Origin of the sequence: Microcoleus sp. AT8-B5, assembly GCF_036705565.1 — a bacterium.
In the GTDB taxonomy this organism is placed as follows: Bacteria; Cyanobacteriota; Cyanobacteriia; order Cyanobacteriales; family Microcoleaceae; genus Microcoleus.
On sequence record NZ_JAUBUY010000030.1, the window covers coordinates 40,876 to 59,942 of the forward strand.

Annotated in this window: 17 protein-coding genes; 8 read left to right on the forward strand and 9 right to left on the reverse strand. The window is 44.1% G+C overall.

Annotated features, from left to right (window positions below; genetic code table 11):
* Positions 1 to 53 precede the first annotated feature (53 nt).
* From QUB39_RS19765 to QUB39_RS19780, 4 genes are all read left to right on the forward strand, one after another.
* Positions 54 to 449, forward strand: coding sequence for a hypothetical protein (locus QUB39_RS19765; protein WP_333211531.1), 396 nt, complete (start codon positions 54 to 56; stop codon positions 447 to 449).
* 117 nt (positions 450 to 566) lie between these two features.
* Positions 567 to 1,856 (forward strand): aminopeptidase P N-terminal domain-containing protein, encoded by a 1,290-nt coding sequence (locus QUB39_RS19770; protein ID WP_333211529.1) that lies wholly within the window; start codon positions 567 to 569, stop codon positions 1,854 to 1,856.
* Between the two features lie 259 nt (positions 1,857 to 2,115).
* A complete protein-coding gene (locus QUB39_RS19775) occupies positions 2,116 to 5,043 on the forward strand; it encodes a PAS domain S-box protein (RefSeq protein ID WP_333211527.1) in 2,928 nt (975 codons plus the stop codon).
* A gap of 6 nt (positions 5,044 to 5,049) precedes the next feature.
* Positions 5,050 to 6,273: an ATP-binding protein gene (locus QUB39_RS19780; RefSeq protein WP_333056942.1), complete on the forward strand. Its 1,224-nt coding sequence runs from the start codon at positions 5,050 to 5,052 to the stop codon at positions 6,271 to 6,273.
* Between the two features lie 15 nt (positions 6,274 to 6,288).
* On the opposite strand, the gene QUB39_RS19785 is transcribed toward QUB39_RS19780, so the two are convergent.
* From QUB39_RS19785 to QUB39_RS19800, 4 genes are all read right to left on the reverse strand, one after another.
* On the reverse strand, positions 6,289 to 6,870 hold the full coding sequence (locus tag QUB39_RS19785) for an HAD family hydrolase (RefSeq protein ID WP_333056940.1): 582 nt from the start codon (positions 6,868 to 6,870) through the stop codon (positions 6,289 to 6,291).
* Positions 6,871 to 7,140: 270 nt separating this feature from the next.
* Positions 7,141 to 8,265, reverse strand: a complete 1,125-nt coding sequence (locus tag QUB39_RS19790) for an ATP-binding protein (protein WP_333233400.1) — start codon at positions 8,263 to 8,265, stop codon at positions 7,141 to 7,143.
* The gene (locus tag QUB39_RS19795) at positions 8,262 to 10,526 is read right to left on the reverse strand and encodes a WD40 repeat domain-containing protein (protein ID WP_333262536.1); all 2,265 of its coding nucleotides are present in this window, start codon (positions 10,524 to 10,526) and stop codon (positions 8,262 to 8,264) included. The genes QUB39_RS19790 and QUB39_RS19795 overlap by 4 nt, the downstream gene beginning before the upstream one ends.
* Before the next feature lies 1 nt (position 10,527).
* Positions 10,528 to 11,907 carry an AAA family ATPase gene (locus QUB39_RS19800; RefSeq protein ID WP_333262538.1) on the reverse strand — a complete coding sequence of 460 codons (1,380 nt, stop codon included), beginning with the start codon at positions 11,905 to 11,907 and terminating at the stop codon, positions 10,528 to 10,530.
* Between the two features lie 581 nt (positions 11,908 to 12,488).
* Between QUB39_RS19800 and QUB39_RS19805 the strand changes: the two genes are divergently transcribed.
* Positions 12,489 to 12,782 carry a TRADD-N-associated membrane domain-containing protein gene (locus QUB39_RS19805; RefSeq protein WP_333142214.1) on the forward strand — a complete coding sequence of 98 codons (294 nt, stop codon included), beginning with the start codon at positions 12,489 to 12,491 and terminating at the stop codon, positions 12,780 to 12,782.
* A 106-nt stretch (positions 12,783 to 12,888) separates the two neighbouring features.
* Here QUB39_RS19805 and QUB39_RS19810 read toward each other — a convergent pair whose 3' ends face one another.
* A complete protein-coding gene (locus QUB39_RS19810) occupies positions 12,889 to 13,851 on the reverse strand; it encodes a glycosyltransferase family 9 protein (RefSeq protein WP_333056982.1) in 963 nt (320 codons plus the stop codon).
* A gap of 172 nt (positions 13,852 to 14,023) precedes the next feature.
* Between QUB39_RS19810 and ispD the strand changes: the two genes are divergently transcribed.
* Positions 14,024 to 14,710: a 2-C-methyl-D-erythritol 4-phosphate cytidylyltransferase gene (gene ispD / locus QUB39_RS19815; protein WP_333211517.1), complete on the forward strand. Its 687-nt coding sequence runs from the start codon at positions 14,024 to 14,026 to the stop codon at positions 14,708 to 14,710.
* A gap of 155 nt (positions 14,711 to 14,865) precedes the next feature.
* On the opposite strand, the gene QUB39_RS19820 is transcribed toward ispD, so the two are convergent.
* Genes QUB39_RS19820 through QUB39_RS19830 form a run of 3 tightly spaced genes read right to left on the reverse strand, consistent with a single transcriptional unit; the run spans position 14,866 to position 16,360 of the window.
* Positions 14,866 to 15,603, reverse strand: coding sequence for an SDR family oxidoreductase (locus QUB39_RS19820; protein ID WP_333056927.1), 738 nt, complete (start codon positions 15,601 to 15,603; stop codon positions 14,866 to 14,868).
* A 9-nt stretch (positions 15,604 to 15,612) separates the two neighbouring features.
* Entirely contained in the window at positions 15,613 to 16,104 is a 492-nt protein-coding gene (locus tag QUB39_RS19825; RefSeq protein WP_333056926.1) for a carboxymuconolactone decarboxylase family protein, read from the reverse strand.
* Positions 16,105 to 16,117: 13 nt separating this feature from the next.
* Positions 16,118 to 16,360 (reverse strand): SDR family NAD(P)-dependent oxidoreductase, encoded by a 243-nt coding sequence (locus tag QUB39_RS19830; RefSeq protein ID WP_333485138.1) that lies wholly within the window; start codon positions 16,358 to 16,360, stop codon positions 16,118 to 16,120.
* Positions 16,361 to 16,536: 176 nt separating this feature from the next.
* On the opposite strand from QUB39_RS19830, the gene QUB39_RS19835 reads away from it, so the two are divergent.
* Both QUB39_RS19835 and QUB39_RS19840 read left to right on the forward strand, forming a co-directional pair.
* A complete protein-coding gene (locus tag QUB39_RS19835) occupies positions 16,537 to 17,472 on the forward strand; it encodes an AraC family transcriptional regulator (RefSeq protein ID WP_333056922.1) in 936 nt (311 codons plus the stop codon).
* A 59-nt stretch (positions 17,473 to 17,531) separates the two neighbouring features.
* Positions 17,532 to 17,855 carry a hypothetical protein gene (locus QUB39_RS19840; RefSeq protein WP_333485139.1) on the forward strand — a complete coding sequence of 108 codons (324 nt, stop codon included), beginning with the start codon at positions 17,532 to 17,534 and terminating at the stop codon, positions 17,853 to 17,855.
* A 142-nt stretch (positions 17,856 to 17,997) separates the two neighbouring features.
* On the opposite strand, the gene QUB39_RS19845 is transcribed toward QUB39_RS19840, so the two are convergent.
* Positions 17,998 to 18,969, reverse strand: coding sequence for a LysR family transcriptional regulator (locus tag QUB39_RS19845; RefSeq protein WP_333262546.1), 972 nt, complete (start codon positions 18,967 to 18,969; stop codon positions 17,998 to 18,000).
* Between the last annotated feature and the right edge of the window lie 98 nt (positions 18,970 to 19,067).

Consider the following 19,067-nt stretch of genomic DNA (forward strand, 5'->3'; position numbering starts at 1 on the left):
TTTTATTAAACTGTCAATAATATTAAACCGCCCCTAAACGCCAATTAACGCAGATGAATACTACATTGGCCCTACATACTAAGAATTTGTCATTTTTTTTTATAGCAGCTTTTATTTGTGTTGGTGTCAATACTTTGAGCGTCCGCGCCGAAAAATCAAGATGTTTTGTAGATATTTGCATCGACTCCAGCAGCGTTGAATTAAGCAAATCCGATATTCCCGGTGCTCCCTCTTATCCAGTCAGAACTATTTTAGTAACTCAAGAGTTTAGTAACGATAAATTGTTGGCGCAAATGGAAGTTGACTGCCAGCAACGACAGTTGAGAACTGTCAGAGTTAGCCAAGATGGCGAAAATTGGTCGAATTTCTCTCCGAAATGGACTTTAGTCGATGGCCACTCATCTTTGTCTCGGCTGGTTGACTATACTTGTAAATTGGCGATCGAATAAGCATAAAATGCCGATCGAGACTTAGGCTGCAATCCAAAATCCCCAATCGAATAACTTAAAATGTCGATCGCGACTTAGGCTAAAATCTAAAATCTAAAATCTAAAATCTAAAATCGGATGACAAACCCCACCGAATATCGGCAAAGACGCGAACAATTAATGGCCAAAATTGGCAGCGGGACGGCGATATTTCGCAGCGCCCCCGCTGCCGTCATGCACAACGATGTAGAATATGCCTACCGACAAGATAGCGATTTTTTCTATTTAACCGGTTTCAACGAAGCTGCGGCGGTAGCGGTGCTCGCGCCGCACCACGAAGAACACAAATTTGTCTTGTTTGTGCAGCCAAAAGACTTGGAAAAAGAAACTTGGCACGGTTATCGCGCCGGAGTAGAAGGCGCTAAGGAATTGTACGGCGCGGATGAAGCTTTCCCCATCGCCGAACTTGCGGAAAAATTGCCGAAATATTTAGAAAAAGCCGATCGCATATATTATCACTTCGGGCGCGATCGTAGTTTCGACCAAACAGTCCTCAATCACTGGCAGCGCTTGATGGCAACCTATCCCAAACGTGGCACAGGCCCGACAGCAATCGAAGATTCCAACATCATTTTACACCCAATGCGGCTGGTGAAAAGCGAAACTGAATTAGCATTAATGCGAAAAGCCGCTAATATCTCAGTTGCAGCGCACAACCGCGCCCAAGAATTCGCTAAACCGGGCAGATACGAATATGAAATTCAAGCTGAAATAGAACATACTTTCGGCTTAAATGGCTGCACTCCCGCTTACCCTTCAATTGTTGCATCCGGCTACAATTCCTGCGTCCTCCACTACATCGAAAACAACCGCCAAATGCAGGAAAACGATTTGTTGCTAATAGATGCCGGTTGTGCTTGCGACTACTACAACGCTGATATTACTCGTACCTTTCCTGTTAGTGGCAAATTTACAACTGAACAACAGATAATTTATGACTTAGTTTTGCAATCACAATTGCAGGCAATTAGTCAAGTATATCCCGGAAATCCTTACAGCAAAATTCATGAAACAGCGGTGCGCGTTTTGGTGGAAGGTTTAATGGATTTAAAACTTTTGGTGGGGGACATTGAAGAGATAATTAAAGAAGAGAAATACAAGCCATTTTATATGCACCGCACTGGTCATTGGCTGGGATTGGATGTACATGATGTCGGCGTTTATCAGTACGGCGAAAATCCGCAAGTTTTGCAGGCAGGACAAGTGCTGACGGTGGAACCGGGGATTTATATTTCTCCTTATATTAAACCGGTTGAAGGACAGCCGGAGGTTCCTGAAAAATGGCGCGGTATTGGCGTGAGAATTGAAGATGATGTTTTGGTGACATTGGAAAGTCATGAAGTCTTGACGGCGGGAGTTCCTAAATAAAGGAAAAGTAGAAGGCTTTGGGGATAAGTCAAGAAAGATTGATTAATTAAGTTGGCAGTAAAGGCTTGAGCTTTGTTAGTATTGAGATATTGCACCCTTCTCAATTAGCCTTTTATGAACAGGCTTTCCGGCCTGTTCCACAAAAGATAAATTTTCTTGTGAAACAGGCCGGAAAGCCTGTTGCTGACAATGGTGCAAAATGTGAGTTAGTATTAACTTGAAAAAGCTCAAGTCCGCAACTGCTAAACCTAGAGCAATTATGTGTATTGATCCTACCAAGATCGATCGACCTCTGGAAACCTGCGAAGCATTAGTAGCAGAGCAAAAAGCAAAAATTCTACAACTAGAAGAGGATTTGCAGCAGCAGAGAGAATTGTGCCAGAAATTAGAAGCACAACTCAAAGCAGTCGAGAATGCTGGCTTTTCGGGTTCGGCAACAGAATTTGATATCATCGAGGACGATCGCATTGGGTTAATCACATCTCTGGAAAAAAGCCAGGAAATGTACCGAACTCTCATCAAACATTATCCCAATGGGTCGGTGTTTTTGTTCGATCGCGATTTGCGCTATACTCTGGTTGACGGCCAAGGTTTGGCAGTAGTTGGTTTGTCCAAAGAACTGTTGGAAGGCAAAACATTGTGGGAAGCATCGCCACCTGAAGATTGGCAACTTTTTGAGACTACATATCGCGCTGCTTTGGCAGGAAAAGAGAATACTTTTGAATATAAATACGGCGATCGCGTTTATTTAACAACAACTGTTCCCGTCAAAAACGACCGAGAAGAAATTTTTGCCGGCATGGTAGTTACTCATGATATCACCGAAAAAAAACAGGCAGAAATAGCGCTGCAAGAAATCAAAAATCAGCTAAAAATTAAATATCAAAAGCGCACAGAAGACTTAAAAACAGCTAACACTCAATTGCGGGAAGAAATTATCTATCGCTGGCAGGCAGAAGAAGCTTTGCGAGAAAGCCAGGAACAGCTAGAATTGTTTTTCTCTCAATCTTTAGATGGTTTTTTATTTATGATGCTGGACGAACCAGTGCACTGGGACGATACAGTTGACAAAGAAAAAGTTTTGGATTATGTATTTACTAACGGGCGGGTAACGAAGGCAAATGATGCTTTGATAGCTCAATACGGGGGTACTAGGGAAGAGTTTATTGGTCGCACGCTTTACTCTTTGTTATCGCACAACTTGACTGGTGGCAGAGAGATAATCAGGGAATTTTTTGATGCGGGCAGAATCCACATCGAAAATGACAATCGCAAGTTTGACGGGGCTCTAATTTGGGTGGAAGGCGACTATATTTGCATTTACGATTCCCACGGCAGAATCGTGGGCTATTTTGGCGTGCAGCGCGATATTAGCGATCGCAAAAAAGCAGAAGCAACCCTCAGAGATAGCGAAGAACGCTTTCGGGCCACCGTCGAACAAGCGGCAGTCGGTATTACGCACCCTGACGCAACAGGCCGCTATTTGCGAGTCAATCAAAAATTCTGCGAGATAGTGGGATATAGTGCGAGCGAACTGCTGTCGCGAACTTGGATGGACGTTACTTACCCAGAAGATATAGATGCAGATTTAGAACAAAACAAGAAATTATTTGCCGGAAAAATTGACAGTTTTAAAATGGAAAAACGCTTGCTGCACAAAGACGGCACTGTAGTTTGGGTAAATATTACAGTATCGCTAATCAAAGAACCGCTGAGTGGGGCAATTTACAATGTAGTAGTGACAGAAGATATTAGCGATCGCAAAAAAACCGAAGCAGCACTGAAAGAGAGCGAAGAAAGGTTCCGACAGCTAGCAGAAAACATTGAAAGCGTGTTTTGGATGGTAAACGTTCAACCCCAGGAAATTATTTATATTAGTCCGGCTTATGCAAAAATATGGGGCAGAAGCTGTGCTGATTTGTATGCTTACGGGCGCTTTTTTACAGAGTCTTTCCATCCAGAAGATCGCGACCGCGTTATTGCTACCTTCACGAAACAAATGGAGTCTGAAAAGGATATCGAATATCGAATTTTCAGACCTGACGGCCAAATTCGCTGGATTCGCGCTCGGGCTTTTCCGATTAGAAATCAAGCTGGTCAAGTTTACCGCATCGTTGGCATTGCAGAAGATATAAGTGAAAGCAAACAGGCAGAAAAAACCATTCGTGAAAGTGAAGAACGCTTCCGCCAGCTAGCAGAAAATATCCAAGATTCCGTCTGGCTAATGTCTGCAGAATTCACCGATTTATTGTATCTGAGTCCAGCTTACGAACAAATCTGGGGGCGCAGTCGCGAAGAATTGTATGCTGATCCATTAAAAATGATGGAGTGGGTGCATCCAGAAGATAAAATCCTGTTGGAAGAGGCAATGGGGCGAGTGTTGCAGGGCGAGTCCACCAATACCGAATATCGGATTTTTTTGCCAGAGGGCACAATTCGCTGGGTGTGCGATCGAGCTTTTCCCATTTACGACGAATCGGGTAAAATTTACCGCATCGCCGGTATTTGCGAAGATATCAGCGATCGCAAATTGACCGATGCCCGCATCCAAGCAGCACTCCGCGAAAAAGAAGTATTGCTCAAAGAAATTCACCACCGAGTCAAAAATAATATGCAGGTAATTTCCAGCTTGCTGCAACTTCAAGCTCAATACATTGAAGACGAAGCGACGCTAACTTTATTTGAAGAAAGCCAGACCCGCATCCATTCAATGGCTCTGATTCACGAGCAACTTTATCAATCCGAACATCTCGATCGGATCGCCCTCTCCCCCTACGTCGAAAACTTGGTTGCTAATTTGTATCAATCTTTTGGTTGCGGCAACACTTCAATCAAATTTAATCTCAAAGTTGACCCCATTTATTTAAACATAGAAACAGCAATTCCGTGCGGTTTAATTATTAACGAACTGGTTTCTAACTCTTTAAAATATGCCTTTATCTCAAGTCTTGCTGGTGAAATATATATCAATTTTCATGAAATAAATAATTCCCAATTTCATTTAACTATTCAAGATAACGGTCGCGGATTTTCGGCGAATTTTGACTTGGAAAATACTGAAACATTAGGATTGCGATTAGTAAAAATGTTGGCTTACCAATTAGAGGCGAGTATTGCCATTGACAGTCAGCGTGGAACCTGCTACAGTCTGATTTTCCAAGAGTTAAATTATCGGCAGCGTATTTAACGAAAAATGAACCCTATACAAATTTTGGTTGTAGAAGACGAAGTTATTGTAGCCCAAGACATAGCAGGTCGATTAAAAAAACTGGGATATGTAGTAACAGCTACAGTTTCTTCAGGAGAAGAAGCAATTAAAAAAGCGATCGAAAACCCGCCCGACTTAGTGTTGATGGATATCGTGCTTAAAGGTGACATGGACGGGGTAACAGCAGCCGAGAAAATCCGAACTAATAGGAATGTGCCGACAATATTTTTAACAGCTTATGCCGACGATCAAACGCTGCAAAGAGCGAAACTTACAGATCCATTCGGTTATATTATCAAACCATTTCAACAAAATGATTTGCGGGTGGCGATCGAGATTGCCCTGCACAGACACGAAATCGAAACCAAGATGCGAGAATCTCTCAAAGCCGCGGAAGCAGTCAGAGAGTCGGTGGAAGAAAAATCGCACCGCCAAAACCAGTATATTTCAATGGCCGCTCACGAATTGCGGAATCCCCTCAACGCGATTTTAATCTCTGCGGAACTTCTCGATCGAACTCGCAGCAGTGACGAATCCCAAGTTAGAACCCTGCGGCTGGTGCACTCAGCTACCCAAAAGATGAACCAGCTAATCGATGATATGCTGTTTATGGGTCGAGCAGAAGCAGGCCAACTCAAATGCAATCCATTACCGATAAATTTAGTCGAATTTTGTCAAGACTTGCTCGCTCAATTGCAGTTAGGAAATGAAGCCAAGCACAAACTAACATTAATCCCGTCAGATGTTACCAGTGCAATATTAGATCAACAATTGCTGCACGGCATTATTTCTAACTTAATCGTCAATGCCATCAAATATTCTCCCAACGGCGGGCAAGTCACCTTGGAATTGGAATGCCGTCCAGCAAGCGAAGGAGACAAAGAAGCTATTTTCTGCTTGTCTCCTCAGTGTTTGTTTCCCAATTCCCAATTTACAAAAATTAACTCTCCCTCACTAATTATACGTATCCGAGACCAAGGTATCGGCATCCCAGAAACCGAAGTAGGGAAAATATTTGAAATGTTCTACCGCTGCAAGAATAGTGGGAAAATTAAAGGTAATGGTTTGGGATTAACAATTGTTAAAAAAGCTGTGGAATTGCAAGGAGGGGCGATCGCCTGCGAAAGCAAAATCGGCGTTGGTACAACCTTCACCGTCGCCCTTCCTTACGTAGCACTTTCCTGTTCGACTCAACGGCAAAAAACTTAAATGCCCCTACAAACACTAATCAAACTGTTGCAAAATCCACTCCACCGCCACCGCTAAATTTGCTGCAATAAAATCCGGTTTAGTATGGTGCTGATACTCCCCACTCAACACGCTTTCCCCGTAACCAGTCTGCACCAAAATACCAGTACAGCCGGCATTGTGAGCCATATCAACATCAGTCGCTTTATCCCCCACCATAAAACTATTTCGCAAATCTAAATCCTGTTCCCAAGCGGCCGCTACCAACATCCCCGTATTGGGTTTTCGCCAGGTTGTATAGCGCGTAAATTCTGGGTTGGTTCCGCCTTCTGCTGCGCTTAAATAAGGACAGTAATAAAGAGCATTTAACTTGGCTCCTGCTTCATTTTCTAATAGCTGACAAAGGCGTTTGTGCAAAGCTTCTACGTGGCTAACCGGATAATAATTCCTCGCTGGGCCGGATTGATTGGAAACCAGACAGCAAAATATTTGTTGGTCATTTAAACGGCGTACAGCTTGGGCGACTCCGGGGATTAAATGCAAATCTTCTACTTTGTGAATGTAACCAGCTTCGATATTGAGGACGCCATCTCTGTCAAGAAATACTGCTCGTTTCATTGTTGTATTGTTTTTGATATAATATAAAACTCGGTGGCATCGGAATTGATATTACTTAAGCTTTTCGTCGGCTAGTCCTCCCGCCTACCCGCCAGTCCGCCAGGGAATGAATTCCCTGTCTAATAGCGAAAGTCCTCTAAAAGAGGACTGACTCATTCATTAGTCCTCTTTTAGAGGAGTTCAGCTTTGAGGCAGGGGTTTCAACCCCTGTCGGACTATCGGTTTAACGTGTTTGTTGACTCCAATGGACACGGCGCCGTGTCCTCATCATCATTCTAAAATAGATTGTTTGCCTAGCCATTCGCGGAAACTATTATGATACAAACTATAGCAAATTTCTCCTCCAATTTCTTGTTTATTTAAGAACTCGATCCAATTGTCTAACACTTTTTCAACATCGTATTCATCCCGATCAATTATATTGGCGATCGCACTTACAGACAAACCTGTTGGGGATTTTACCAAAACATTGATCGCAGACAAGTCGATCGCCGATAAGCCATCACCTGTCATCCGCAGCCAGTGGTTTTGATAATACGCTGCTAAACCGGGAGGAAGTTCAGAGAGAAGTGAGGACTCTCCCAGATTAGCATCGGGGCGTGAATTCTCGGCGATCGCCCTTAACATCTGACTCAGATACATGAAATTGTTTTCGCTGACAGTGGCGAGTTGTTGGCAGAATTCGGGTTGAGTTAAATCCGGTGCGGTTGATAGGTATTGCTGAATGTAGTTCAGGGCATCTTCGCGATTTTGGGCGGGATAATCTCTTAAATCGAGAGTTTGGGAGGGAGTTTCAATTAACAAACCGGATTTCTCTCTCAAAAACGGGCGGCGGGCGAGGATAAAATAAGTACGATCGCCCAAATATCTCGGCAGATAAAACAGATTTGTGCTGGGAGGCTGACTGGTGCGGGCGATCGCGTCTACGGAATCAATGACTATTATCAACTTTTGTCGATCGTTTAATTTATCGCTAATTTGCTGAAGCAACAAAGACAGAAACCAACTCCCATCATGGGATTCGAGATTTTGAAGTTGAGATTTGAGCTTGAGAATTTCCGATGTTTCCCCATTGGCGGCAAGGTATTTGTCAATCAGTTGAGTGCAGACAGAAGCGAGAAAATCTTCAGCTCGATTTTTGCCTTCAACTGCAGCGTTGTAATAGATACTGCGAGGATGGGCCCTGACATATTGGGCGAGGATGGAACTTTTGCCGCAGCCGGGAGTGCCGACAATTGTGAAATAACCGCGGCTGTGGGAGTTCAGAAAGTCGGATATCGCAGAAAAAACAAACTTGCGGCCTGCAAAATTCTCAGTTTTTTCTCGCAGGAGTTGCTGAAATTCTTTTGGGTAAGCAGCGGTATAGATGGGAGTTGACAGAGGTGAGGAATTCATGTTAGTTCCTCCATCCCTTCTAGGCGCAGGAAATATACGCGGCCGGATTCGTCGCCTGCGACAATTGTGACTCCATCGGGGGCGATCGCGCAAGAGGCGATCGGATTTTCAAGGGTGAAACTAGCAATGAGATTTCCAGTCGATAAATCCCATAGTTTGATGGTGTTGTCATCTGAACCAGAAATCGCTCGCTTGCCATCAGTAGTGACGGCTACTACATTTACCGATTTGCTGTGTTCGGTAAGAGTAAACAGTTCCTTTCGAGTCGTTAAATCCCAGATTTTAAGGGTGTTGTCTCTCGAAGCAGAAATTGCGTGCTTGCCATCAGCAGTGACAGCGACTGCGTTTACACAGTCGCTGTGACCAGCAAGAATAAACAGTTTCTCTCCAGTTTTTAAATCCCAGACTGTGATGTAGTTCCACGAACCAGAAATCGCCCACTTTCCATCAGCAGTGACAGCTACTGGTGTTACCAAGGAACTCTCATTAGCAAGAATCAACAGGTTCTCTCCAGTTGTTAAATCCCAGACTCTGATGCTTTTGAAATAACGAGAAAGCACCCGCTTGCCATCAGCAGTAAATGCTAGTGCATTTTCCAAGAATCGGCTATCTTCGCGAGTAAACATTTCCTTTTTAGTTGTTAAATCCCATACTTTAATGGTGCTGTTTATATCAGAAAGATTCAGCTTTTCACCAACACAGGGGTTGCGCGACGAATCAGAAATCGCCCGCTTGCCATCAGCAGTGACGGCTACTGCTGTTACCGGGTATCTGTGACCCGTAAGAGTAAACTGTTCCTTTCCAGTGGTTATATCCCAGACTTTGAGGGTTTTGTCTCTCGAACCAGAAACCGCCCGCTTGCCATCAGCAGTAACGGCTACTGCTGTTACCGAGTAGCTGTGATCCGTAAGAGTAAACTGTTCCTCTCCTGTTGTTAAATCCCATACCTTGAGGGTTTTGTCATCTGAACCAGAAATCGCCCGCTTGCCATCAGTAGTGACGGCTATTGATTTTACCGATTGCCTGTGACCAGTAAGAGTAAACAGTTCCTTTCGAGTTGTTAAATCCCAGACTTTGAGGGTGTTGTCTCTCGAACCAGAAATCGCCCACTTGCCATCAGCAGTAACGGCTACTGCTGTTACCGATTTGCTGTGACCAGTAAGAGTAAACAGTTCCTTTCGAGTTGTTAAATCCCAGACTTTGAGGGTTTTGTCTCTCGAACCAGAAATCGCCCACTTACCATCAGCAGTGACTGCTACTGCATTTATCCAGTCACTGTGACCAGTAAGAGTAAGCAGTTCCTCTCCAGTTGTTAAATCCCAAACTTTGAGGGTTTTGTCTCTCGAACCAGAAACCACCTGCTTACCATCCGCAGTAACGGCTATTGCATTTATCAATTTGCTGTGACCAGTAAGAGTAAAAAATCCTTCTCCTGTTTGTAAATCCCAGACTTTGAGAGTTTTATCATCGGAACCAGAAATCGCTCGCTTGCCATCAGCGGTGACGGCTACTGCATTTACCGATTTGCTGTGACCAGTAAGAGTAAACTGTTCCTTTCCAGTTGTTAAATCCCAGACTTTAATAGTGTTGTCTCTTGAACCAGAAATCGCCCGCTTAGCATCAGTAATGACGGCTACTGCATTTACCACTTTTCTGTGACCAGTAAGAGTAAGCAGTTCCTCTCCAGTTGTTAAATCCCAGATTTTAATGGTGTTGTCTCTGGAACCAGAAATCGCCTGCTTGCCATCACCAGTGACGGCTACTGCATTTACCCAGTGTCTGTGACCTTTGAGGGTACGGATTACTTCCCTGCTAGGGGGAGTTAAACAAGGTGTCAAAGGACGCAACCAAAATCCTATTTTCTGTTGCTTTACTTTCTCCAGTATTGTATAAATTTGTGGTTTTTTAAAGTGTACCAATCGCCCCCACAATTGCTCTGCTAGTTGCGTTTTGTCTCGCTCTAAAATATCCGATGATCTCCACAATACCGATCGAATCAAGTTCAGAGCTTTTGCTTTTTCTGGGTTGTACTCTGGGTTACTTAATGCTTCTGAATCGTCAACTAAATGGAAATCATCAATCAGTGCCTGCACTCCAAACTCAGGATGCTGAATTTTTGCCATCAGGAAGTTAAAATCTGTCAGCTTTTCATAATATTTTCCTAATTTTCCAGACTTGATATAATTTGGCAGTAAGCTGCCCAGATAAGCACGTTGAAAGAAAAGTGGTTTGGCCTCTAACTTCTCAGCAAATTCTCCCATCTCACGCCATCCCTTTTTCTAAATTCTCAGCAATCCGTTGATATACTTCCTGAAAAATTTTACGCTTTGAATCCATCTCTCGTTGGGCTTTCAGAAAGTCAAGGAAACTCGCATGATAGATGCTGTAGCAGATTTTTCCGTCTACATTCTGCTTTTTCAAATACTCAACCCACTCATCTTCTAAAAATTTTTTCAGCTCGCATTCATCTTCGACCTTGATAATTTCAGTAATTATATAGAAGGGAATCGGTATGCCAATCTCTAACAAAATATACAAGACAATCTCCATCAATTGCCCGGGATTAGCTTCCAGCCCCATCCGCACCCAGTGGTTTTGATAATACTCTTGCAGCCCGTCTGGCAATTGCTTTAAACTTAAGTCATTGTAATCGCCCTTAACAATTGCTGGCAAAACATAGCGCAAATACATAAAATTGTTTTCGCTCTTGTCTGCCAATTGTTCGACAAAAGCTGTATCGGCAATGCTGCGACTTTGAATCCAGTTCCTCAGCCCATTATTATACTCAGAATCGGTATTTATAACAAATCTAATATATTCTTTGATATCATCTTGATTATAATTAGCATACTTTTCATCTCTTAAATCTAACTCGGTTACCAAAACTCCAGGAGATACGGAAAGCCGCTTTTTTCCGAGGTTATAGGGTCGCCTCGTCAGCAAGAAATAAACCCGATCTGGCAGAGTAGTCGGTAAATGTAAAAGATTTTCTCCCGCTTCTTGTTCGACTTCATCCAGTGCATCTATCGCAATTACCAAACGTTCGCCCAAAGTGAGTTTTCCCGCCACCTTTGCCAGTAAAGTTGGTAAATCGGCATTTTCTGAATTTGGCAATTGATAGCGGTCAATTAATTGCTGGCGAATGCTCTTCAAAAACAATTCTGGTCTGTTGCGGCGTTCGACGAGAATATTGAAATAGCAGGGAGATTTATGTTCGGAGACGTATTTGGCAACGATCGAACTTTTGCCCATTCCCGCATCCCCGATGATTGTAAAATAACCGTGAGGATTTTCGCTGACAAATTGCTGAAAATTATCAAAAACAAATCGGCGGCCGCAAAAGGTTTTAATTTTTTCTGCTATAAGTGATTGAAACTCTGGTGGCAGCGAATTGTCGGCATTCCAATCTTTTGGGTCAACAATATCTGTGGGTTCTATTCCTAATGCTTTAGCGATGTTGGTAACTGACCATCTTTCTACGCCATTGGGGCAGTCTTTTGTACCGAGTAAGCGCTTAATCGTGTCGGTGGAAACTTTGGCGAGTTGGGCAAATTTTTCTTGAGTAAAATCTTTTTCTTTAATTTGTTCTCGGAGATACTCTTTTCCCTTTGCACTCGATTGAACTTTATCGGAGTCGCGCATAGTAATTTGTTAGCTATTGTTATTGGTTTTTCAGTTAATTCCATCATCCGACAGTCCGACAGGGAATGAATTCCCTGTCTCATAGCGAAAGTCCTCTTAAGAGGACTGAAAATTAGTATTTTAGTCGGTTTTAACCGACTTCTGCTATTAGCCAGGGAATTCATTCCCTGGCGGATTTTGGGAGAGTCCGACAGTCCGACGGGGAATGAATTCCCTGTCTCATAGCGAAAGTCCTCTTAAGAGGACTGAAAATTAGTATTTTAGTCGGTTTTAAGCGACTTCTGCTATTAGCCAGGGAATTCATTCCCTGGCGGATTTCGGGGAAATGAAATAGCATGGGGGCTAGCGGGAGCGAGATTTCATGATTATTCATCCGTAACTCTGATCGCACTCACATTCTATATTTAAATACTTCTCTCTGTCTAGGGCAGATAGTTTGTAATCTCCTGCCCTATCTGCCCCAAAAATGAGGGCATATCGCAAATTAAAACTCGCCCTATCTGCCCTTGAGTCTCGCTGTTTGCTTCGGTAGAGTAATTGTAGAAACAAAAAATTATCACTATTTTGGAGAGAAAACAGTTATGAATTTTAACTTATTCGGCAACTCGCAACCTGATGAAGATTATAGCGAAATTAAGAAAGAAATGCTGCGAGAATCATTGCGGCAAGTTCGCCAAAGCTACAATCTGGCCCTTTTTGTTACCGCCGCATCGGCAATGGTTACTTTCGGAGGGATCGGACTTCTATTTTGTGAGAAAATCTCAGAGGCTACTCTCACTGCTTCGGGCGGATTGTTGACAAGTTTGGGCAGCATTGAGTTTGCCAAGCAAAAGAAGAAGGAATTGCAGCAGATGATGGATGATTTGGAAGACTAACATCGAGTTTTAAATCCCCCACTTCTTTCCTCGTCCCCCGGGCCTGGAAAGCAGCTAAATTGTAGGGACACGGCAGTGCCGTGTCCTGACTTAGATATCCTAGTTATTAGCCGCCCCAAACCTTCTTCAAAACATCTTGAGGAGAGATGTCTGCCATTTTGCCAGTAGGAGATTTAATGCCCAAAAATCGATCGCTCTTTGGCAACAATTTCGCCGGTTCAGTCGGGCCAAACAAAGCTATTGTATAAGTTTGAACCGCCACAGCTAAGTGCATCGGCGCACTGTCAGTACATATCATCAAATTAGCAGCAGCAATTGTCGCCGCCAACTTGCCGACATCATCCGGCGAGATAACTTTTACATTCGGACATAACTCGACTAACTTTGTCACGAAGTCTGCATCTTCTGGGCCTTTCACAACAACAACGGGCAAATTCGGCTGCCGCTGCTGACAATCTTCAATTATTTGCTTCCAGTTGTCTGTAGGGTAAATTTTGTCAATACCTTTAGACACAGCTAATTGACTGGAACCGCCGTGAATCAAAATGTAGCCGCTTTCTTTTACGCCCAACCGCTGCTGTTCGGCTTCCGCCCACTGAATGTCCTGTTTTGGTACATTAATTGCGATCGCCGGACAAGGATTTGTAATGTTAAATCCTTGCAGCAAATCATGGTACATTGAAGCGGCGTACTGTTCAGTTTTCAGCGGTACTGCAGCGGTGAGAAATCGAGCACCGTTGGTTCCCGAATAGCCAACTCTCTGCGGAATGCCGGTCAGCCACAGCAGCAGCCCTACAGTCCACCGCTGGCCTAGGGAAATAACTGCTTCGTATTCGCGATCGCGAATTACGCCCAGTAAATTGCCCAAATCTGCCATAGCGTTGCGGTCTTTGAAATTGTACGTCAAGACTTCTTTGACGGATTTGCAGACTCGGTAAGCACCCTTTGCCCTCGGTTCCACGATGACATCAATTTGCGCGTCGGGATAGGACTGCTTGAGGTCATCAAGAGTGGGGAAAAATAAAATTTGGTCGCCAATCCCGCCAGGGACAAGTGCTAGTATTCGCATCATAAACGATCGGGCTATTATTGATCGAGGTAGCTCTCAGAGATCGGCTCTCAACTATCAGCTTATAGTATTTCTAGACCTTAAAAGCTACTGGCTGACAGCTAAACAACTGACTCAAAAGTACAGGACGCTCTTATTATATATATCTAGTTGGGTTAAAAACGGTTAGTAAATGCACTTATTAATTCCTGCAGCGGGTTCGGGGCGACGGATGGGCAGTCAGCGGAACAAACTGCTGCTGACTTTGCTCTCTAAACCTTTGCTGAGTTGGACTTTGGCTGCGGCTGAAGCTTCGCAGCACATTAGCTGGATTGGCATCATGGGCCAGCCAGACGATTTTCCTGATTTTAAAGCAATTCTGAGCGATTTATCTTTGGTTAAGCCCGTGGAACTGATTCAAGGAGGCGCCACCAGGCAAGAGTCAGTTTACAACGGTTTGCAGGCTTTGCCCCCCAATGCCGATCGAGTGTTGATTCACGACGGCGCGAGGTGTTTGGCAACTGCTGAATTGTTCGATCGATCTGCAGAGGCCCTCTTGACCTGTCCGGGCTTGATTGTCGCCGTCCCGGTCAAGGATACGATTAAGGTCGTAGATAAGCGTCGGATCGTGCGAGACACCCCAGACAGAAGCAATTTGTGGGCAGCCCAGACTCCCCAAGGATTTGAAGTGAAATTGTTAAAGCAGTGTCACGAAGAAGGGCGACACAAAGGTTGGGAAGTTACCGACGATGCGGCTTTGTTTGAAAAATGCGGTTTACCAGTGCAAATTGTGGAGGGAGAAGAGACGAATTTGAAAGTCACAACGCCCGTTGATTTAGCACTAGCGGAATTTATTTTACGGCAAAGATACGGGAAATAGTTTTGAAGTGTGTAAGGCGAAATTGGGAATTGGCAAGGGGAATTGGTAAGCTAACTAAGTCCTCATAAAAACTCAGAATACCCAGATACCCGACTTTTAAAAGAAGTTGGGTATCTAATAACCCTCGCCTTTTAGATTTAATTAAATTGACCTACTTAGTAAGGGCTGGCTGTTGGTCGGACAATAATTTCGCTAACATCAACATCGTCAGGTTGTTCGATCGCAAATACAATCGATCGCGCGATCGCAGCAGCAGGAATAGCTATTTTGCGGAATTCTTGCATTCCCGATCTTGCAGTTTCATCAGTGATGCTCTCGGCTAACTCAGACTCCGTTACTCCAGGAGAAATCACCGTCACCCGAATGTCGCCTCCAATTTCTTGTCTCAAGCCTTCTGAGATGGCTCTAACGGCGAATTTAGTAGCACAGTAAACAGCAGCAGTAGGAGAAACCGCGTGTCCGCCGATCGAGGAAAGATTAATAATCTGACCAGATTTTTGTGCTTTCATGACAGGAAGTGCTGCCGCGATGCCGTACAAAACACCTTTGATATTGACATCAATCATTTTATCCCATTCCTCAACTTTCAGTTGTTCGAGTGCGGATAGAGGCATGATGCCAGCATTGTTAATCAGGACATCTACCCGATCGAACTTGCTCTGGGCAAATTGAACGAGATCCTCCATTTGACTGCGTTGCGTGACATCGAGAGCCTGGTATTCGACTGTTCCACCCTCCGCACGAATGTCCTTGGCGATCGCTTCTAGGCGATCGGTGCGACGTGCACCCAAAACCACTCGCGCGCCGTTTTTAGCAAGCAATTTAGCAGTGGCTTCACCAATTCCGCTACTCGCTCCAGTGATGATAATAACCTTTCCATTTAAGTTTGACATTGATATCTCCTATTTTTGTGATGTTACTGGGAACTTGATATTATTTTCCTGAAACAACTCTTTGAGAGTTCCTGCTGCAATCAAGGCGCGGGGAAAGCCGGAAGTCACTGTGGTAATATAAATAACTTCCATCAGTTCTTCCGGCGTAGCACCGTAATTCAAGGCATATTGAGCGTGAACTTTGAATTGCGGCATTGTGCCTTGTGCCGCAAACCCTGCAAGTGATATAAGCTGGCGGGTTTTATTATCTAGCACCTCACGAGCCCAGATATCGCCTAGGGAGTATTTGAGCGTCATGTCAGCAAGTTCTGGGAAATCTTTTTGAAGCTGAACAAAATGCGGTGGCAAACCTTTTCCACCTGACAAACTATTCAGAACTTTTTCGCCCCGCTCTTGGCGTGTCATTGTTTCAGAAGGTTGTAGAACTGTTTCTGGCGATCGGGTAGGTGAAACCATAAATATTGCTCCCGCTACGGTGAAAGTTAAAAATTGCTTGTTCATGATTTTGCCTCGCTTATAGATTTGCTAATATTTTCCTTGAAGTGAGGTTGATTTTAATTAAAGAAACATATTGCAGTGCAACAGCTTTAGCCCCGATCGCTTCGATCGCAGATACGACATTTTGGGCATCCTCCTCGCTGTTGTGATATGTCACGATGACATCGACTCGTTTTGTGGCAAGGGTCAAAGCGGTATTTTTGCCAAGTCCTCGGCTCGCCCCTGTTACCAATGCGATTTTTGTCTTGTCTTTCGTCATTGCCTTATCCTTTTACTGTTTCATTCAGATGTGTTCATCCTATGAGTAAAAGCATGGGTTTTGAATACACAGACCTCGCAATTTATTGCCTAATCCTCCAAAGCAAGATTTTATGAATGGATAAAGATGTTCTATAATGCTTAAAAGATAATGATTAAATTAGTCGAGAAAACCACATGGCGATTGAAATAATCAACCAAGTAATAAATCAAGATGCGATCGGCAATCAGTGTCAAGAACTGGCGGCCTTGCTAACTCGGCACACCGACGGCAAAGGAAACGGTTTTCATAAAACAGACATAGACAAACTGGAATTTATGCGAGAATCTTCTGTTTCCGCCGCACAGCACGCTGTCTATCAACCTATTCTCGGCATCGTCATTCAGGGCAAAAAAGAAGCCTTGCTGGGTGAGGAAACTTATCGTTATGGCGAGGCTCAATATCTTGCGATCTCAGTTGATTTACCTCTGAGTGGATTTGTTGTAGAGGCCACTCCAGACAAGCCGTATTTAGGATTCAAGCTGAATTTAGACCCACGCCAACTCTGCGATATTATCACTGCCCAAACCAAGCCAAGCGCAAGCAAGAAAGAAAACTCTGTCAGAGGCTTATTCGTCAGCACTGCCGATGCGCCGTTGCTCGATTGCGCCCTCAGACTGACACGACTTTTGGATACGCCGCAGGATATCCCGATGCTGGCACCGATGATTATCCGCGAAATCTATTATCGTCTTTTAATGGGTGAGCAAGGCGAAGCTGTGCGCCAAATCGCAACATCTGGCAGCAATATGCAGCGCATCGCTGAGGTGCTCAAACTGATTAAAACTGATTTTGCAAAACCGATGCGGGTTGAGGATTTGGCAGGACAAGCCAATATGTCTCCTTCATCTTTCCATTACCATTTCAAGGAAGTGACATCGATGAGTCCACTTCAATATCAAAAGCAATTAAGACTATTAGAAGCACGTCGCCTGATGCTTGCCGAAAACTCCGATGCGGCAAATGCTGCCTATCAGGTGGGTTATGAAAGCCCCTCACAGTTCAGCCGCGAATATTCTCGTATGTTTGGTGCGCCGCCGATCAGGGATATTGAGCGTTTGCGTACTGCTTGAGCGTCACTGTTTCGACTATATTGGTTTTGTTCCGTTAATACAAGTGGAGGATGAAAGCAATGGAATATAGCGGTACATGGCGGATCGCAGAGATGGCAATGTGGGATAGTGATTATTTGGACATGGAAGTTGAAGCCTATATCGAGATTGATGAAGCAGGTTCAGGAGAATTTCAATTCGGTTTAGTATCAGGTGAAATTGACGGCGAAGTCGTAAAAGATGGAAAGGATCAGCGATTTGAGTTTACATGGGACGGTAATGACGAGAACGATCCTGCATTTGGTAGCGGTTGGCTCAAATTACAGGATAAAAACTCGGTAGATGGTCGAATCAAATTCCACCAAGGCGACAGTTCTAGTCTTGTTGCAAAACGCATGAAATAGGCAATCAGCGATCGTACTATTTTATGCCATTTTTTTAACCGCAGATGAACTCAGATAAAATCCCATCCGCGTTCATCTGCTGATATCTGCGGTAACAAAATCCCAATCTAACCAATAACCAATAACAACTGACTCAGGTTTTTCATGAAGGATTAATCGGAAAATCGCCCTCACTATCAACGTCTGCGGCACTTTTAACTAAATCCAAAAACGCAAACACGGCCGGAATTAACAGCCCATCCCTCAAAACAGCCACCCCGATTACCCTCTCAAAATCCGCCGGTAAACTGCAAACTTTCACCGAAGACGGTATCGGTTCCGCAGCCAAACGGGGCAGAATAGCTGCACCCAAACCTTGCATCACCATACTGACAATCGTTGAATCTTCGCTGAGTTCGTAACCGATATTTATGGGAAAATCCGCAGTCGTCAAATACTTGCGAAGCGGTATCGAACAAGCATTTTCTATCGGCTGCAAAATCAGCGGATAATTCGCTAATTCTTCCCACGTAATCTTATCACTTTTACATTGCGCCTTCGGCGGCAGCAAAACCAGATATTTGTCCCGCAAAATTTCTCTAGTTTCAAATTCATCGGAGATGGGAAGGGAAACAAAGCCGATGTCTGCTTTGCCCGATCGCAAAGCTTCTTCCACAGCTTGAGTATAATAAACTTCGGTAATGCTGACCGTAATTTTGGGAAAGCAACTGCGAAATTTAGCAATAATACCCGGTAGGATATGAGTGGCGACACTCCGAAAAGTAACTATCCGTACCTGGCCTCCCTGCAAACCTTTTTCTAAATCCGCTTCTTTGACCATCATTTCTAACGATCGCACGATTTGACGCCCGTGACTCACTACCCTTTGCCCCACCGGCGTCAGTTGAGCACCGTGTCGCCCCCTGTGAAATAGCTGCACTCCCAATTCTGTTTCTAAAAAGGCGATGGCGTGGCTGACTGCTGACTGGGACAGTTCCAATTGCAAAGCCGCCTCGCTAAAATTTTCACACTCTGCTACAGCTATCAAAGCCTGAATTTGAGAGAGTTTCATCCGCCGCGTATTGATTTCATTCATAGCCTTTTGCCCGATCGTCAATCTATCTATTTTATTCATACAATCTATGCAAGCAATGATTTGATTGTCAATAACCAAAGAGTTAAGGTGAATTTATTAGATAAGAGATTGACTTTCACAGGAATTTCACGCCAACA

Bases quoted from the DNA above. Each gene is read 5' to 3' on its own strand.
- QUB39_RS19765 (WP_333211531.1), top strand. From the start codon at position 54: ATGAATACTACATTGGCCCTACATACTAAGAATTTGTCATTTTTTTTT.
- QUB39_RS19770 (WP_333211529.1), top strand. From the start codon at position 567: ATGACAAACCCCACCGAATATCGGCAAAGACGCGAACAATTAATGGCC.
- QUB39_RS19775 (WP_333211527.1), top strand. From the start codon at position 2,116: ATGTGTATTGATCCTACCAAGATCGATCGACCTCTGGAAACCTGCGAA.
- QUB39_RS19780 (WP_333056942.1), top strand. From the start codon at position 5,050: ATGAACCCTATACAAATTTTGGTTGTAGAAGACGAAGTTATTGTAGCC.
- QUB39_RS19785 (WP_333056940.1), bottom strand. From the start codon at position 6,870: ATGAAACGAGCAGTATTTCTTGACAGAGATGGCGTCCTCAATATCGAA.
- QUB39_RS19790 (WP_333233400.1), bottom strand. From the start codon at position 8,265: ATGAATTCCTCACCTCTGTCAACTCCCATCTATACCGCTGCTTACCCA.
- QUB39_RS19795 (WP_333262536.1), bottom strand. From the start codon at position 10,526: ATGGGAGAATTTGCTGAGAAGTTAGAGGCCAAACCACTTTTCTTTCAA.
- QUB39_RS19800 (WP_333262538.1), bottom strand. From the start codon at position 11,907: ATGCGCGACTCCGATAAAGTTCAATCGAGTGCAAAGGGAAAAGAGTAT.
- QUB39_RS19805 (WP_333142214.1), top strand. From the start codon at position 12,489: ATGAATTTTAACTTATTCGGCAACTCGCAACCTGATGAAGATTATAGC.
- QUB39_RS19810 (WP_333056982.1), bottom strand. From the start codon at position 13,851: ATGCGAATACTAGCACTTGTCCCTGGCGGGATTGGCGACCAAATTTTA.
- ispD (WP_333211517.1), top strand. From the start codon at position 14,024: ATGCACTTATTAATTCCTGCAGCGGGTTCGGGGCGACGGATGGGCAGT.
- QUB39_RS19820 (WP_333056927.1), bottom strand. From the start codon at position 15,603: ATGTCAAACTTAAATGGAAAGGTTATTATCATCACTGGAGCGAGTAGC.
- QUB39_RS19825 (WP_333056926.1), bottom strand. From the start codon at position 16,104: ATGAACAAGCAATTTTTAACTTTCACCGTAGCGGGAGCAATATTTATG.
- QUB39_RS19830 (WP_333485138.1), bottom strand. From the start codon at position 16,360: ATGACGAAAGACAAGACAAAAATCGCATTGGTAACAGGGGCGAGCCGA.
- QUB39_RS19835 (WP_333056922.1), top strand. From the start codon at position 16,537: ATGGCGATTGAAATAATCAACCAAGTAATAAATCAAGATGCGATCGGC.
- QUB39_RS19840 (WP_333485139.1), top strand. From the start codon at position 17,532: ATGGAATATAGCGGTACATGGCGGATCGCAGAGATGGCAATGTGGGAT.
- QUB39_RS19845 (WP_333262546.1), bottom strand. From the start codon at position 18,969: ATGAATAAAATAGATAGATTGACGATCGGGCAAAAGGCTATGAATGAA.